Annotated in this window: 11 protein-coding genes; 5 read left to right on the top strand and 6 right to left on the bottom strand. The window is 61.3% G+C overall.

Features of this window, described 5'->3' with window-relative positions:
• Nucleotides 1–50 precede the first annotated feature (50 nt).
• The 3 genes from BJG93_RS19490 (at nucleotide 51) to serC (ending at nucleotide 6324) form a co-directional block, all read left to right on the top strand.
• Nucleotides 51–3332 (top strand): adenylate/guanylate cyclase domain-containing protein, encoded by a 3282-nt coding sequence (locus BJG93_RS19490; protein ID WP_027195942.1) that lies wholly within the window; start codon nucleotides 51–53, stop codon nucleotides 3330–3332.
• Nucleotides 3333–3961: 629 nt separating this feature from the next.
• Entirely contained in the window at nucleotides 3962–5230 is a 1269-nt protein-coding gene (locus BJG93_RS19485) for an ATP-grasp domain-containing protein (RefSeq protein WP_154671750.1), read from the top strand.
• Nucleotides 5230–6324, top strand: a complete 1095-nt coding sequence (serC, locus tag BJG93_RS19480) for a 3-phosphoserine/phosphohydroxythreonine transaminase (protein WP_027195940.1) — start codon at nucleotides 5230–5232, stop codon at nucleotides 6322–6324. The genes BJG93_RS19485 and serC overlap by 1 nt, the downstream gene beginning before the upstream one ends.
• Before the next feature lie 75 nt (nucleotides 6325–6399).
• Here the strand turns inward: serC and BJG93_RS19475 are convergent, their stop codons facing one another.
• From BJG93_RS19475 to BJG93_RS19450, 6 genes are all read right to left on the bottom strand, one after another.
• Nucleotides 6400–6840, bottom strand: a complete 441-nt coding sequence (locus BJG93_RS19475) for a hypothetical protein (RefSeq protein ID WP_231337567.1) — start codon at nucleotides 6838–6840, stop codon at nucleotides 6400–6402.
• A gap of 85 nt (nucleotides 6841–6925) precedes the next feature.
• Nucleotides 6926–7834: an alpha/beta fold hydrolase gene (locus BJG93_RS19470; RefSeq protein WP_051374278.1), complete on the bottom strand. Its 909-nt coding sequence runs from the start codon at nucleotides 7832–7834 to the stop codon at nucleotides 6926–6928.
• Between the two features lie 502 nt (nucleotides 7835–8336).
• On the bottom strand, nucleotides 8337–9131 hold the full coding sequence (locus tag BJG93_RS19465; RefSeq protein ID WP_027195939.1) for an SDR family NAD(P)-dependent oxidoreductase: 795 nt from the start codon (nucleotides 9129–9131) through the stop codon (nucleotides 8337–8339).
• A gap of 5 nt (nucleotides 9132–9136) precedes the next feature.
• Nucleotides 9137–9634, bottom strand: coding sequence for an SRPBCC domain-containing protein (locus tag BJG93_RS19460; RefSeq protein WP_027195938.1), 498 nt, complete (start codon nucleotides 9632–9634; stop codon nucleotides 9137–9139).
• Between the two features lie 27 nt (nucleotides 9635–9661).
• Nucleotides 9662–10156 (bottom strand): SRPBCC domain-containing protein, encoded by a 495-nt coding sequence (locus tag BJG93_RS19455; RefSeq protein ID WP_027195937.1) that lies wholly within the window; start codon nucleotides 10154–10156, stop codon nucleotides 9662–9664.
• Nucleotides 10157–10219: 63 nt separating this feature from the next.
• Nucleotides 10220–10819, bottom strand: coding sequence for an NADPH-dependent F420 reductase (locus tag BJG93_RS19450; protein ID WP_027195936.1), 600 nt, complete (start codon nucleotides 10817–10819; stop codon nucleotides 10220–10222).
• Between the two features lie 134 nt (nucleotides 10820–10953).
• Here BJG93_RS19450 and BJG93_RS19445 point away from each other — a divergent pair, with 134 nt between their 5' ends.
• Together BJG93_RS19445 and BJG93_RS19440 are read left to right on the top strand one after the other, a co-directional pair.
• A complete protein-coding gene (locus BJG93_RS19445) occupies nucleotides 10954–11835 on the top strand; it encodes a LysR family transcriptional regulator (protein ID WP_027195935.1) in 882 nt (293 codons plus the stop codon).
• Nucleotides 11836–11907: 72 nt separating this feature from the next.
• A complete protein-coding gene (locus BJG93_RS19440) occupies nucleotides 11908–15159 on the top strand; it encodes an adenylate/guanylate cyclase domain-containing protein (RefSeq protein WP_027195934.1) in 3252 nt (1083 codons plus the stop codon).
• Nucleotides 15160–15185: the final 26 nt, after the last annotated feature.

The following is a 15185-nucleotide window of genomic DNA, read 5'->3' as shown; positions in this document are numbered from 1 at the left end:
CGTCGTATTTCTTAAGCGCTCAGCGGGAAACAGGTTCCGGCGGTGACGCGATGGACATCGAACTGTGGCTGCGTGAACTCGGGCTCGAGCAGTACATGCAGGCATTTGCCGACAACGACATCGATGCGTCGATGCTGCCCGAGCTCACCGATGCGGACCTGAAGGAACTCGGCGTGCGCTCGCTGGGGCATCGCAAGCGGCTGCTGGCGGCGATCGTGCAGAAATCGTCGTCCACGGCACAGGCTTCTGTCGACCCGTCTGTCGCGCGAGCGGACGAGCGCAGGCAAGTCGCCGTGCTCTTCGCCGACATCTGCGGCTATACGGAGCTGAGCCGGGCACTCGATCCGGAAGAACTGCTCGCTGTGCTCGGCGGCTACTTCGAGCAGGTGGATGACATCGTCGTTCGACATGGTGGTCACATCGACAAGCATGTCGGCGATTGCGTCATGGCGGTGTTCGGCGCGCCGCGTTCATACGGAAACGATCGGGAGCGCGCAGCGCGGGCCGCACTCGCGATCATCGACGCGATGCCGGATCTGTCTCGAACGCTGGTGCGCCCGCTCTCCAGTCACATCGGTATTGCGGTCGGCCAGGTCGTCGCAAGCGACACGGGCAGCGCGGCGCACCGCGAGTACACCGTGACGGGCGAAACGGTCAACCTCGCCTCGCGTCTGACCGACGCGGCCGGACCGGGCGAAATCCTGATCTCGGAAACGTTGTGGCGCCCGCTGGCTGACCGCATCGCGTGCGAAGCCCGTGGCGAACTTGCCGTGAAAGGCTTCGCCGAGCCCGTTTCCGTGTGGCGTCTCACCGGCCTTCAACGTCCGTCTGCCAGCCGACCACTCTTTGGCCGTCTTGACGAACTGCGCCAGTTTCGGGCGATACTCGAATCATGCCGGCAGACGAGACGCGGCCGCGTCGTTCGTCTGCGGGGTGAGCCTGGTATCGGCAAGACGCGTCTGGTCGAGGAATTCCAGCGCGAGGCAAGCGGGCTAGGCTTCGCGTGTCACACGGCGTTCGTGCTCGACTTCGGTTCGAGAGCCGGTCGCGACGCGATCCGATCACTGGTGCGTGGGCTCCTCGCGTTCGACGACGCGAGCGATGAGGAAGCCGCCACGTCCGCCACGACGCGAGCCATCGCCGACGGTCTCGCGGACGCCGGTGATGCGCTGTTCCTCAACGATCTGATCGAGGTGTCGCAACCGCCCGAGCACCGGGCGGTCTACGAAGCCATGAACAACGCGATGCGCGTTCGAGGCCGGCAGGATGTGATGACTAGGCTCGTGCAACGCGCGAGCCGCGTGCAGCCTCGATTGCTCGTCGTTGAAGACATTCATTGGGCGGACCCATCGACGCTGCAGGACCTCGCCGAACTCAGCCGGGCAGCGGCGGATTGCGCGGCCGTGCTGATGCTGACAACGCGGCCGCAAGGCGATCCGCTCGACTCGTCATCGGGCGCAGCGGCAAACGCGCCGTGCTCGATATTCGATCTGGGTCCTTTGAACGACGGCGACTCCCGCCTGATGGCCGAGTCGTTTTCCTGTGCAACGGATCTGGTGGCGCGCTGCATCGAGCGGGCCGCGGGTAATCCGCTTTTTCTCGAACAACTGCTCAGCAATACAGAGAAAACGGCAGAAACGGGCGTGCCGGGTTCGGTGCAAAGTCTGGTGCAAGCGCGGCTGGATGGACTCGATGCCGTCGACAAGACCGTCTTGCGTGCGGCGTCGGTGTTCGGCCAGTTCTTCGAGCCGGAGGCGATCAGCCACATTCTCGAACGCACGGATGTGACGTTGGAACCGATGGTGACGGCGCGCCTGCTGCGCCGACAGGGCAGCGGATTCATCTTCCATCACGCACTCATTCGCGACGCCATCTATGACGGGCTGCTGAAGAGCCAACGCCGCGAGTTGCATCGACGCGCCGCGCAGTGGTTTGCGCAGCGCGATACCGTACTGCGCGCCGAACATCTCGATCGGGCTGGCGAGCGTGACGCGGCTCGCGCTTATTGCGACGCGGCGCGCTCGCAGGCGGCCGGCTATCGCCATGAATTTGCGCTTCGGCTTGTCGAACGCGGGCTTGCATTAGCAGATGCCTGTGCCGACCGCGTCGCGCTCGAATTGCTCCGCGGCAACATCCTGCATGACATCGGCGCCATGACGTCGGCACTCGGTGCATTCGAAACGGCGCTCGCGACGGCGACGACGGATGCAGAACGTTGTCACGCATGGATCGGACGCGCTACGGTGAAGCGGGTCATCGACGATCTCGACGGCGCGTGGACCGATCTCGACTGCGCGGCCGCAGTGGCCGCAGCCGAGCGTCTCTCGCGCGAACAGGCACGCATTCACTTTCTGCGCGGCAATCTGTGTTTTCCGCGCGGCGACAGCGACGGCTGCGTGCGAGAGCATGAACGCAGCCTTGCGCTCGCGCGCGAGGCGTGCGACTACGAACAGGAGGCGGCCGCGCTCGGCGGGCTTGGCGACGGTGAATACATGCGTGGGCGGATGATCAGTGCACATGACGCATTTAGCCTTTGCATCGAGCTGTGTCAGCGCCACGGCTTCGGCCGGATAGAGGTCGCCAATCTGCCGATGCGCGCGTTTACCGCGTGGTTTGCCGGCAACGCGAGCACCGGGCTCGACGCGGCCCTGGCAAGCGTCGCGGCCGCGGAGAAGGTCGGGCAGCTGCGGGCGCTGGCCGTCTCTCATCATGCCGCGTGGCATTGCCTGCACGATCTCGCGCAGTGGGACCGCGCGTGGGAGCATGTTGGTCCGGCGCTGAACTGCGCGCGCGAACTGAAATCGAGGCGCTTCGAAGGCGAGGCGCTTGCGTTTCGCGCTGAACTGCATCGGGTCGCCGGGCGCCGGCGGGAGGCGCTCGACGATATCGAACAGGCGCTGGCGATCAGCCGCGAGACGGGCATGGCCTACCTCGGCGCGTCCTATCTCGGCACGCTTGCGCGCGCGACCGACAATGTCGCCATCTTCGAGCGGGCTATCGAGGAGGGCGAGGCTCTGCTTGCAGCCGGGGCGGTGAGCCACAATCACTATCTGTTTCGACGTGACGCGATCGAAGCCTGTCTCGAGCGCGGATGGTGGGATGCGGCTGCAGCACATGCTGCGGCCCTTGAGGCGTACGCCCGTCGCGAGCCGTCGCCGTTTTCCGCATTCGTCGTTGCACGGGCGCGCGCGCTACTCGGCTGCGGGAAGGCAAACCAGGCCGCCGCATCGCTCGACGAACTTCTGCGCCTGAAAAAAGAAGCGCAAAGGCTTGGAGCACTGCACGCTCTTCCCGCAATAGACGATGCGCTGTCGCACCGTGAGTTCAGGTGACCTGGTACACGAGGCAACCCCGCTTGCATTGAGCCGTGAGTATTTCCGGAGGTCCCGCGCGGACATTTGAATGTCGGCTTCGCCCCAGGTACCGGACTTTGCGTTTCGACGACGCGCAACGTGCCGTCGCCGTTCTCAATTCGTTGGACGCTTGAGTTTAAGGACGGGAAACGGTCACCGTTGACCTGTCGTCGCCTCAAAGTCCTCTGAATAGGTGGTCAATCGCCCCTCTTTTCCCTCGTTTGGTTCAGCCCCAAGCTCGTATCATGGGCTGCACATGGGGTTAATGCAGTATGTCGGACAAGTTGTGGGTTACATAATCCTGACGTTTCTATCGAAGGAAAACATACATGTCAATTGCAAAGCGACGCGCGAGCTCGGCCAGATTGGCCCTCGTAGCCAACACATCGAGTGCTGTCGCGATTCCCGCGGACTGTAATGCAACGACATCCGGGCCGATCCCAAAAGCATGGTTCGAGGAAGAAGTCGGCTACATCGGCGAAATGCCGGCGTGTACCCGCATCCCGACTGACGCCCACCGTCAATGACCTGGGTGAACCTCACGTAAAAGTCATGCCGGCGAGCGCATTGTTTCGCCCCGTGTATCGCTCCACTGAAACGCGCCATTCATGAATGCTGTTCGAACTGAATTAACGGGTGATGCCGACCTTCCATCGATGCATCAGCCACTGGGACTGGCTGTGTTGCTCCGGGCGGCAATGGCTGGGAGCGATCTGACGCCGCTGGGGGAAAGCCTGCTCGAGCACGTAAAGCGCCATGACGACCCGTACGCTCTGCTCGATTTGTCGCTAGTGTTGCAATTGAAATACCAGAAGGCGGCCGCTCTCGCCGTCCAGCAGCAAGCGCTTCAAATGACCAGACATTATCGGTTAAAGAGCGCCCAGACGATCAAGACTCCTTTGAAGGTGCTGGTGCTCAAGGCTCCGGGCGATCTGATGGCGAACACGCCTTTTGAGTGCCTGCTTGAGAACGCCGACCTGCAGATAGAGGTCCTGTATGTCGACGCGCGGCCGCTGCGGAATGCCGAGTTGCCCGAGCACGACGTAATCTTCGTTGCGGCATGCGCGTCGGATGAAACCGCGGGCGTTCTTGCCCAAATCGCGTCGCTGACGAGCGGGACGGGTGGCCGCGTACTGAACCGGCCTGAACACATTGCGAAGACAATGCGTGACACCGCCTATGCTCTGCTGGGCGCTGCCCCCGGTATCTGTATGGCCCACACGGTGCGCCTTTCCCGTGAGCGGGTCAACGAAGCGGCTTCAGGAGCGTTGCAGTTGTCCAAGGTACTCGGCGCAAACTATCCGCTCATCATACGGCCGATAGGATCGCACGCCGGACAAGGTCTGGCAAAAGTGTCCGACGCTCAGGAACTCGCGCGCTACATGGCTGAGTCTGACGCCGTGGAATATTACATAGCGCCTTTTATCGACTACAGCAGCGCCGACGGTCTGTTTCGCAAATACCGGATCGTGATGATCGAGGGAACGCCATTCGTGTGCCATATGGGCATCTCGAAGGAATGGATGGTTCACTACCCTTACGCGGAAATGTCGACGCATCCCGACCGGCGAGAGGAAGAATCGCACTTGATGGCGAGCTTTGACACCGATTTTGCTGTGCGTCACCGCGAGGCGTTTCGCAACGTCGCCGAATTGACCGGTCTCGATTACGTAGGATTCGACTGCGCTGAAACGAGCGATGGCCGGCTGCTCATATTCGAGATAGCGACGGGCATGGTTGTGCATGACCTGGACGACCAGAGCATCTTTCCTTATAAGGTTCCGCAAATTCGCCGGGTTGCTCGCGCCTTTCATGAAATGCTGCGCCGCGCGGCTGCGAACGCATACAAAATCCAACGGCTGGCCTCGGAGGCATAGTGAAGTCCAATGCATTGAATTTTTCCGGTGGTCCAGGAGCGCTCCCTGAAACGGTGCTGGAACAGACGCGCATAGCGATTACCGCGTTACCGGAAACCGGCATCTCCGTACTCGGCATGAGTCATCGCTCGGACTGGTTTCGCTCCATACTGGACGAAGCGGAACAGAATCTGCGCGTTCTGCTCGGTATATCCGACGACTACGCCATTACCTTTCAGCAGGGCGGCAGTAGTCTGCAGTTCGCGACGATCCCGATGAATTTTGCCGCGAAAGGATTCGCCCCGCCCGAATATGTGACGTCCGGCTACTGGAGCGGTCGGGCGACCTCGGAGGCGGCCAAGGTGACCGAGAGGAAAATTGCGTGGGACGGCCACGCGACGGGCTACCGGCAGTTGCCCGCCCTCGATAAACTGGACATCTCCGGCTCTGCCGCCTATCTGCACTACGTGTCGAACGAGACCGTGGAAGGTTTGCAATTTCCGGTTTGCGAAGCGGCGACGCGGGTACCGCTGATTGCGGACATGTCGTCCGATTTTCTGTCGAAGCCCATTCGGCCAGACGCATACTCGATGATTTATGCTCACGCCCAGAAGAACCTGGGTCCGGCTGGGGTAACGGTAGCGGTAATCAAGCGTTCGCTGCTTGAACGGATCCCCGACGGCTTGCCGGCGATCCTCGATTTTCGCACCCACGTCTCGCACGGTTCCAACTACAACACGCCGCCGGTATTCGCGATCTATGTGCTGACGTTGATTACGCGCTGGCTGCGCTTCGATGTTGGCGGTCTGCACGCGATGCAAAGCATCAATGAGAGAAAAGCGCGGCGGCTGTATGACACGCTGGACGCTTTGGAGGGGGTCGTGACCGTCCACGCGGACCGTCGCTGGCGCTCACAAATGAACGCGGCTTTTAAATTCGGTGATTCTCGGCTCGGCGATGCGTTTATCGGGGCGGCTCGTGAACAGGGTATCGTTGGACTAGAGGGGCACCGTTCAATTGGCGGGTTGCGTGCGTCTCTATACAACGCCGTGACAGAGCAAGCCGTGGACATTCTGGCAAACGCACTGACGGAATTCAGTATGCAACGGGCCTGAACGGCAATGCCTGGTTTAGAGTCCGTAGTGGGTCGTGAGGTCGCGTCGATTGATCCATGATCTGAAGACGTGCTACTACGCTTCGCGGGTCATACGGCGTGCGACCAGGCCGGCTAGCGCAACGTCCGCAAGACCGAGGCCGAGCGACTTAAAAATTGTCACCTCGCCTCGTGCGCAATCCGCAATCTGCGGATTCGTGAGTACCGCGCCCAGTTCGACGACGCGGTCCCAGTCGACAACACCCGGCGCGGCCATCAGCAGATCGCCCGCTTCGGTACGCGCCTGCTCCAGCGACTCGACGACAAGCGTGCTCGCGCGCGCCAGCAGCGCGTCGTCGAGTTCGCGCGCATCGGGTTTGCTCGAACCGATCGCCGCGACGAATGTGCCCGGCTTCACACACACGCCGTCAAAGAGCGGTGTCGCGCTTCGCGTCGCGGTGACGATCACATCGGCGGCCTGAGCCGCTGCGTGCGCGTGGCTGCCTTCGATCAGTTTGTCGGGGACATACGCCTGCATTTCCGCAACCGTCTGCGCGACATGGTCGATTCCGGCATCAGCACACGTGAAACCGTTGCGGTGCGTGGATTCGATCGGCGGCGGGTCAGGAATGCTTTCCCAGGAACGCTAGCAGCGCATCGTTCATTGCCTTCGGATTACGCAACTGCACCAGATGGTCAGCGCCGGTTATGACCACCCGCTCGCTTCCGGCAATACAACGAAGGAGGACATTGTCGATTTCGCGAAAGAACGCAATGCTGTGGTCCCCTTCGATGATAAGCGTCGGTACCTTGATGGTCCCAACCTGGACGCATCCCACTGCAGGTGGCGTCGCAGCCATAAACGGTCCCATCGTCTTAGCGTTATCACTAAACATGGCAGTGAATGAGGGCGGCAGTTTATCCCAACCGTTTGAGTCTCCAAGCACCGAATCCAGCATGACTTGGGTAGCTTTCAACGAATCGCCCATCTTCAATGCGTCTTTTGCCAATGGCGCAGGCTTGAAAAAGTCCCCTGCGGCCGCCTTTCCTGCCGGAGAATCTAAAACCGTGAAGATGGATGCTTCCTCGAGGACCAGCGATTTCACCAGTTCCGGGTGCTCCATCGCGAGTTGCGCTGCCACCTGGCCTCCGAAAGAGTGACCGACTACGTGAACCGGGCCAACGTTGAGCGATTTGATAAAAGCCGCCAGGTCGGCTGTATGTGTTTGCATGCTGTAAAGGCTGCCGTTGTCTTGCCACTCGTTGGGGGTGTGGTATCGCATGCTGTACGCGACAAACCGGTAGTGTGCCGACACTGCATCGCGCTGTGCCGCCCATGCTCGAGTGTCAGACCAGGCCCCGTGCACGAAAACGACCGTCTCGCCCTCCCCGGCTTCGGTGTACGCGAGGTGAGTTCCATTAACCGAAGCGACCTTTTCAGGAGGATAAACCGACGGACTTTTACACGCGGAAAATGAAAGTGCCGCTGCAAAAAGAAGAGCCATCAACATTATCTGCTTAATGGGATTCATGGCACGCCTCGCTGAATTCAGTCGTTACACCTCTCCGCGTGCAGCAGCCGAGCCGAGACAGGGCATTGCGCACGTACGAACGCCTGCCCGTGCGAAGCGTCAGTAAAGGTTCGCCGCCGGACTCCAGGACCGGAGGACGCGGGCTAGGGCCACGCAGGAGAGAGCAAAGAGGCTAATGTGTGTCGCCTTTTGGCAACGGGCTCAGGTCGCGTAGTCGTGGCGCATGCAGTGCGCAGCCCTGCTGTCGTTATAGGCCTATCACCTGGACATTGCTAGACACATGGACAGCGCGAAACCTACCGTTTCCGCAATGGCCGCCAGGCCGTCTTGAAGCCGACGTCCACGCGATGTTCGGTCGTCCGGGCGCAGGGATCGAACTCGGCAATTTGGTACCGGGCTCAGTTAGCCATGAGCAGCCTTTCACCGCTCGCGGCGCTTCGTCGAGTCGGCATTCACACGCTGTGCTGCCCGGCCATGCACGGCCCGATATTTCACAAACTAATCACGCGATTGAACGAAGCACGCCCCCATCGACGCGCAACGCAGCCCCCGTCGTGGCGGACGCCTGCTCTGAGCATGCATACACAACCATGTTCGCCACTTCGTTCGTCGTGGCGAAGCGGCTGATCAGCGATGTTGGCCGTGAGGTTTTCAGGAACTGTTGTTCAGCCTGCTCTTGCCTGATCCCCTGCTCTTGCGCTGTCGCCTTCATCCAGTTCGAAAGGATTTCGGAGTTGGTCGGACCTGGCAGCACGGCATTGATGGTCACGCCCGTGCCGGCAACAAGTTCGGCTAGCCCCCGCGACACCGCGAGCACCGCGGTCTTGGTCACGCCGTAGTCGATCATTTCTTTCGGTATGTTCAGCCCCGACTCGCTGCTCAGGAACACGACGCGCCCCCAGCCCTGCTTCACCATATTTGGCACGTAATAGCGGGCGGTGCGAACGCCACTCATCACGTTGAGTTGGAAGAGGTCGAGCCATTCGCTGTCGTCCTGTGCGAAAAAATCATTTAACCGCGCTGTCCCTGCGTTGTTGACGAGAATATCGGCTACCGGTGCTTGTGCGAATAAGTCCGCGCAGCCTTCGGGTGTCGCAACGTCGGCGGCGACTCCGGTTAGTTCCGCATTCGGCAGGATCGCGCGTATTTCGCGCAGTGCGGCGTCGACCCGCTCTTGAGTCCGGCCATTGACTATGACCGCAGCGCCTGCGCGCGCCAGCCCTTCGGCAATCGCGCGGCCGATGCCGGCGGTAGAGCCCGTTACGATGGCCTTGCGGCCATTGAGTTCGATCTTCATGGCACTTATCTCCGTTCTGCTTCCGCTTCGGCGGCTCGGGCGAGGCATTCAACCCATTCCTGGTGATAGCGATAGAGCGCGCCGGGATGCCTGCTGCCGATCAGTTCCACGAAGAACGGGCCTTGCTGCGTCTCTTCGGTCAGCACATGACAGCCATCTTGGGTCGGCGTGATAACCCAGCCGTGATAGGCGCTCGAACCAGTTTCATCGCCATCGACCGTTGTTGCCCATGCCAGCCGGCGATTCGGCACGCATTCAGTGACGACGAGCGACATCGGATAGCCGACCGTCACGCGGCTGTAGCGTGTGCCCAGCGCGAGTTCCGGCTCGCCGGACAGTATCCTGACCTGATCCTCGGCCGGAAAGTAGCGCGACCAGCGCTCGGCGTCGACGAGCATTTTCCAGACCACTTCGGGCGGCGCTTTAACGTCGATGTCGTTGAGCGCGTAAATTGCCGAGGTACGCGGGTGATAGCGTTCCGGCCAGTTGACTGTGTCGATCATGTATCGAATCTCCGTTTTTCGGTAGGGTTAGCCGCGCGAACGCTCGCGCGCCGTGGCGATCTCGGCGAGATTTCCGAGCAGCTTCTCGTGGGTGAGCCAGAACACGTCGGGCGCCTGCTTCGCAAGCTCCAGCCAGTGAGGTCCCTGCATCGTCTCCTCGGTCCACAGATGGCACCCCCTTGCCGTGGGCGTGATGATCCACGCGTGGTAGGCCTTCGATATTTTGGAAACCTTTGGATAGCCGCCCCACGCGATGCGGGTCATCGGCTCGAACTCCTGCACGGTCGCGAAGACGTCCTGGCCGGCGAGGTTCGTCTCGAATCTCGTACCAAGGCCGAAGTTCTCGCCGCCGTCAAGCGACTGCACGTGTTGGACACCGGGATAGAAAGCTGGCCAGGACTTGAAATCGGTTAGCAGGGACCAGATTGTTTCGACGGATGCGGAGACCTCGAGCTCGTTGGTGAAATGGATTGGAGAGCGGCTCGGTTTCAGCTCCTCGGGCCACTGGATTGTTTCGTACATGGAGGTTCTCTAACGGGGTGAGCGGTGGATTCGAATGCTGCCGACGGATGCCCGGCGCGGGACTTACTCGGGCCTGACGAGATCCTGGAAGATGAGCGGCGCCCACGTGCGGCCCCTCGCCTGTACGAGCGAGCCGCCTTCCCCGAGCGAGCCCAGCCAAACCGACGCGAAGCCGAGCCGTTCAGCGAGGTTGACTACGGGTGGCACCGCTGCGTCGTCGTCGCTGGATAAAAACACGACGCGCCGGCCGCCGCCGACTTTAGGGTCGGCGGCCAGCACGTCTGCAGGCAGGTGATTGAATCCCTTGACGAACCGGGCACCGGGGAAGGCCCGAGCAATGACGGTCGATGAGGGCAAGCCCCCCAGTTCCTCGACGGGCACGCCGAACGCGTTGGTCGCGTCGATGAGGGTTTTGCCTTGCCAGTCCGGCAGGACCTCGGCGACGTTGCGGTGTTCCCAGAACGGCACCGCGAGGATCAGCGTGTCGGCTTGCACGGCATCCTGCAAGGTCTTGGGGCTGACCGTCGGACCGATGGCACGTGCTTGCGGCAGCAGCGCATCGGGTTCTCGCCGGCTGGCTACAGCGACTTCAATGCTTTGGCGCGCGAAGGCGCGTGCCAAAGCCTGGCCCACCGCGCCGAAACCGATGATCGAGTAGCTCATCTTTATTCTCCTGCTCAGAGTTAGCATGGGGAGAATGGTAATTTCGGCGAGATCAAATGATAATCGCGTCATCGAACATAGGATCTATTCCACGTTGGAATTAGTCCGAGACCTGATATAGCGGGAGTCGCCGGATGGATCGGTTTCACGAACTGAACGCATTTATCGCCGTCGTGGAGACGGGCGGCTTTTCCGCAGCCGCGCGCAGGATTGGCGAGTCGCAGTCCGCCATCAGTAAGGCCGTGAATGCGCTGGAAAAACGTCTCGGCGTGGCGTTGCTCCATCGCAGCACGCGCAAGGTGATTCCGACCGATCAGGGGCAGCTGTACTACGAGCGCACGCGGCCACTGGTGGACGAGATCCAGGTGGCGGACAGCGAGTTGACCAGCACCACGCTCGACGTTTCCGGTCTCATCAGGATCGCGGCACCCTCGACGTTCGGTCGCCTGCACGTGCTGCCGCTCATCCCCGGATTGCTGGCGCGACATCCTGGCTTGCGGATCGATATGGTGCTGTCGGACGCCGTACGGGATATGGTCGAAGACAGGATCGATCTTGCGATTCGCGTGAGCCCCATCGAAGAGCCCGATTCGGTGGCGCGTCGTGTGGCTGCGACCTCGCTCGTGTGCGCCGGATCGCGCCGTTACTTCGAGCAGCATGGCGTACCCCGGACTCCTGCCGAGCTTGCGGATCACAACTGCCTGGTCTACGGCGAGATGACGGACTGGCCGTTCGTCGGACCGGAAGGTCAGTTCAATTTGCCAGTGCGCGGCAATCTGTCGTCCAATAGTGTCGAAACGATTCTTGCGGGCGTGCTGGCCGGCGTCGGCATCGGGATGTTTCACCGCGCTTCGCTAGCGGGCGAGTTCCAGCATTCGGACATCGTCACGGTACTCGATGATTTCGTGCAGCAGCCAAGGGAGGTCAGCCTGATCTGGCCCAAGCGACGGTTTGTGCCGACCCGGGTGCGCAGTGCGACGGATTTTCTGGCGGGGGCGCTCGCGGGGCGGATCTAGCTCCATGACGCTTTCCGTTGCCGGCGATCTTTTCCTACCATTGCATGAGGCAGCACCCTCAGGAGACAGCCGGTGGGAAGCATTGCGGAGTGGTTAGCATCACTCGGCTTGTCCGAGTATGTCCAGGTGTTTGCCGAGAACGGTATCGATCGCTCCGTCCTCCCCGATCTCACGGACCAGGATCTCAAGGATGTTGGCGTGTTGCTTGGGCATCGCCGCAAAATGCTGCGCGCGATTGCCGAACTTGGCGACAGCGCCATTGCCATATCTCCGAGCGCGGCCGCGCCCGTCCCGGGCGATGACGCGGACCGACGCCAGCTCACCGTCATGTTTTGCGATCTCGCCGGTTCGACTGCCCTGTCGACGCGGCTCGATCCGGAAGACATGCGGCAGGTCATCGGCGCCTATTACAGGGATTGCGCAGATATCGTTACTACGGCCGGTGGTTTCATCGCCAAGTACCTGGGCGACGGTGTACTGGCCTATTTCGGTTATCCCCGGGCGCAAGAGGACGACGCGGAACGGGCGGTACGCGCGGGGCTGACCCTGGTGCGATCCATCGGCAAACTCGATTCCGGGACGGACGAAAGTCTGCGAGTGCGGATCGGGATCGCCACCGGCGTAGTGGTAGTCGGTGATCTCATCGGCGAAGGCGCAGCCCTGGAGCGTAGCGTTGTCGGTGAGACGCCTAATCTCGCTGCCCGGCTGCAGACATTGGCCGAGCCCGGAACAGTCGTGATTTCTACGAGCACGCAGCGGCTTACGGGCGGACTGTTTGACTACCGCGACATGGGCCTGGCCACTGTGAAGGGTATGGGCGAAGCAGTGCGGGTTTGGCAAGTGCTCGGCCCCAGCAGGGTCGAAAGCCGGTTCGAGGCGCTGCATGGAACCACACTGGCGCCAATCGTTGGGCGCGACGAGGAGATCGAGCTGTTGCTCCGCCGATGGCAGCGAGTGAAGAACGGCGAGGGGCAGGTTGTGCTGCTTTCGGGCGAGCCGGGGATCGGGAAATCGCGCCTGACCACCGCCCTTGAAGAGCGGCTTCAATTCGAACCGCACAGGCGCTTGCGGTATTTCTGCTCGCGCCGCCATGAAGACAGCGCCTTCTACCCGTTCATCGCCCAGCTCGAGCGGGCGGCGGCTTTGCGGCGCGACGATACTGCTGAACAACGTCTCGACAAACTTGAGGCGGTGCTCGCGTTGGCCATCGACAATCTGGGCGAAGCTGCTCCGCTGGTGGCAGCGTTGTTATCGATCCCGACAGAACGTCGATACCCAATCCTCAACCTCACGCCGCAGAAGCACAAGGAGAAGACGCTTAGCACAATTATTGCGCAGATCGTGGGTCTGGCAATGCGCCAGCCGCTGCTGATATTGTTCGAAGACGCGCATTGGGCCGACCCCAGCTCACTCGAAGCGCTGGACCAGCTCGTCGATCGTATTGCAACCCTTCCTGTCCTGCTGATCGTCACGTTCCGGCCTGAATTCATATCGCCGTGGATCGGCCGCGCAGAGGTGACGCTCCTTACGCTCAATCGTCTGCAGCCTCGGCAACAGGCGGAAATGATCGGGCGGATAACTGTTGGTAAGGCGCTACCGAAAGAGGTTACCGACCGGATCATCGAGCATACGGATGGAATACCGCTATTTGTCGAAGAACTGACCAAGACCGTGCTGGAGAGCAGCGTACTGCGCAAGCAGAACGGGTGTTACGTCCTCGACGGTCCGCTGCCACCACTGGCGATCCCGATGACGCTGCACGCTTCGCTGATGGCGCGTCTCGATCGCCTGGCGACGGCGCGGGATGTAGCGCAAATCGCCGCTGTAATCGGCCGGCGATTTTCTTATGAGCTCATCAGCGCGGTCGCGTCGATGCCCAGGGAGCGCCTGAACGACGCATTGGATCACCTCGTCAGTGCGGAACTGGTTTTCCAGCACGGGGCACCACCGGATGCGGAATACACCTTCAAGCATGCCCTGGTGCAAGACGCCGCGTACAGCTCCCTGCTGCGGGACAGGCGACAGCAACTGCATGCGCGCATCGCAACGGAGCTCGAAAATCATTTTTTTGACGTAGCGGAGCAACAACCGGAAATCCTGGCGGAACACTGCGCCCAGGCCGGATTGGCGGAGAAGGCGGCCCGGCTGTGGCTGCGTGCCGGTCACAATACTGCAAAACGCGCCGCGCATCGCGAGGCGTCGGCCTTGTTCGAGAAAGCGCTGAATGCCTATGCGGCCCTGCCGTCCTCGGCCGAGACAGTTGGTGAAATCATCGACACCCGATGGGAACTTAACCACTCGCTTTATCCGCTCGGAGAATTGACACGGGACCGAGCGAATCTGGAGAGCGCAAAACATCTTGCCGAAGGACTTGGCGACGAAGTACGCCTATCCCGCGTTCTATCAAGGTTGGCTTTCACGCTCGGTTCGTTAGGCGATCTGGTCGGCGCCGTCGAGGCAGGCGAGCGCGCCCTGACGCTGGCGGAGCGGCGAAGCGACCCCGATGCGAAGGCGTGGGCTGCGATGATGCTGGCGAGGTCGCGGTATGGGCGCGGAGACTATGAACGCGCGATGGGACATGCTCGACAGGCGCTAGATCTCCTCCAGGAAGGCCTTGATCACGGCCTCGGACCGCATGAGGATTACGTAAAATTCACGCGCGTCAACGGTCGTATCTGGTTGGTGCTGTGTCTCGCCGAACTCGGCCGGTTTGAAGAGGCCGCCGTCTTCGGACAGGAGGCGACCCGCATGGCCCGAGAGATGAATGAGCCAGAGGAACTGATCTTTGCTGGCCACGGTGTCGGACGGATGCACCTTATTCAACGCAATCCCGGCGTTGCCGTCGAGGCACTTGAGCCAGCACTGGCCATGTGCAAGAGCGCTGAGTTTCCAATCTACGTTCCGCGAATAGCCTCCTGTCTGGGGGCGGCGTATGCCCCACTGGGCCGGACCGATGAAGCACTGGTTCTGCTGGAAGAGGCAGTTCGCCAGGCGGCGGCCAGTCATTTAACGTTCGGACAGTCGCTAGTGCTCTCGATTTTCGGTCAGGTGTGCCAGCTCGCAGGTCGACAAGATGAAGCGCTCACTCATGCACAAGACGCCATTGATCTTGCTCGAGCCTCCGGCGAACGAGGCAACGAAGCCTGGGCCTGGTGCCTGTTGGGCGATCTTGTCTCGGATGGCAACGCTACCGCAGCTCGGACTGAGCAAGCTCGCAATCACTATCGCGTGGCGCTGATGATCGCCCAAGACCTCGGAATGCGTCCGTTGCAGGCACAGTGTCTGAATGGACTTTCCCGGCTCCATAAGGATGGTCGGAAATGAAGCATTGACGGAGCAACATGCAGCAG

Origin of the sequence: Paraburkholderia sprentiae WSM5005 (assembly GCF_001865575.2) — a bacterium.
GTDB classification, from domain to species: Bacteria; Pseudomonadota; Gammaproteobacteria; order Burkholderiales; family Burkholderiaceae; genus Paraburkholderia; species Paraburkholderia sprentiae.
The sequence above is the reverse complement of the archived record's forward strand: the minus strand, read 5'-3'. Positions and strand labels throughout refer to the sequence as shown.

Coding starts and splice junctions, on each gene's coding strand:
- BJG93_RS19490 (WP_027195942.1), top strand. CDS start 51: ATGGACATCGAACTGTGGCTGCGTGAACTCGGGCTCGAGCAGTACATG.
- BJG93_RS19485 (WP_154671750.1), top strand. CDS start 3,962: ATGAATGCTGTTCGAACTGAATTAACGGGTGATGCCGACCTTCCATCG.
- BJG93_RS19475 (WP_231337567.1), bottom strand. CDS start 6,840: ATGCAGGCGTATGTCCCCGACAAACTGATCGAAGGCAGCCACGCGCAC.
- BJG93_RS19470 (WP_051374278.1), bottom strand. CDS start 7,834: ATGAATCCCATTAAGCAGATAATGTTGATGGCTCTTCTTTTTGCAGCG.
- BJG93_RS19465 (WP_027195939.1), bottom strand. CDS start 9,131: ATGAAGATCGAACTCAATGGCCGCAAGGCCATCGTAACGGGCTCTACC.
- BJG93_RS19460 (WP_027195938.1), bottom strand. CDS start 9,634: ATGATCGACACAGTCAACTGGCCGGAACGCTATCACCCGCGTACCTCG.
- BJG93_RS19455 (WP_027195937.1), bottom strand. CDS start 10,156: ATGTACGAAACAATCCAGTGGCCCGAGGAGCTGAAACCGAGCCGCTCT.
- BJG93_RS19450 (WP_027195936.1), bottom strand. CDS start 10,819: ATGAGCTACTCGATCATCGGTTTCGGCGCGGTGGGCCAGGCTTTGGCA.
- BJG93_RS19445 (WP_027195935.1), top strand. CDS start 10,954: ATGGATCGGTTTCACGAACTGAACGCATTTATCGCCGTCGTGGAGACG.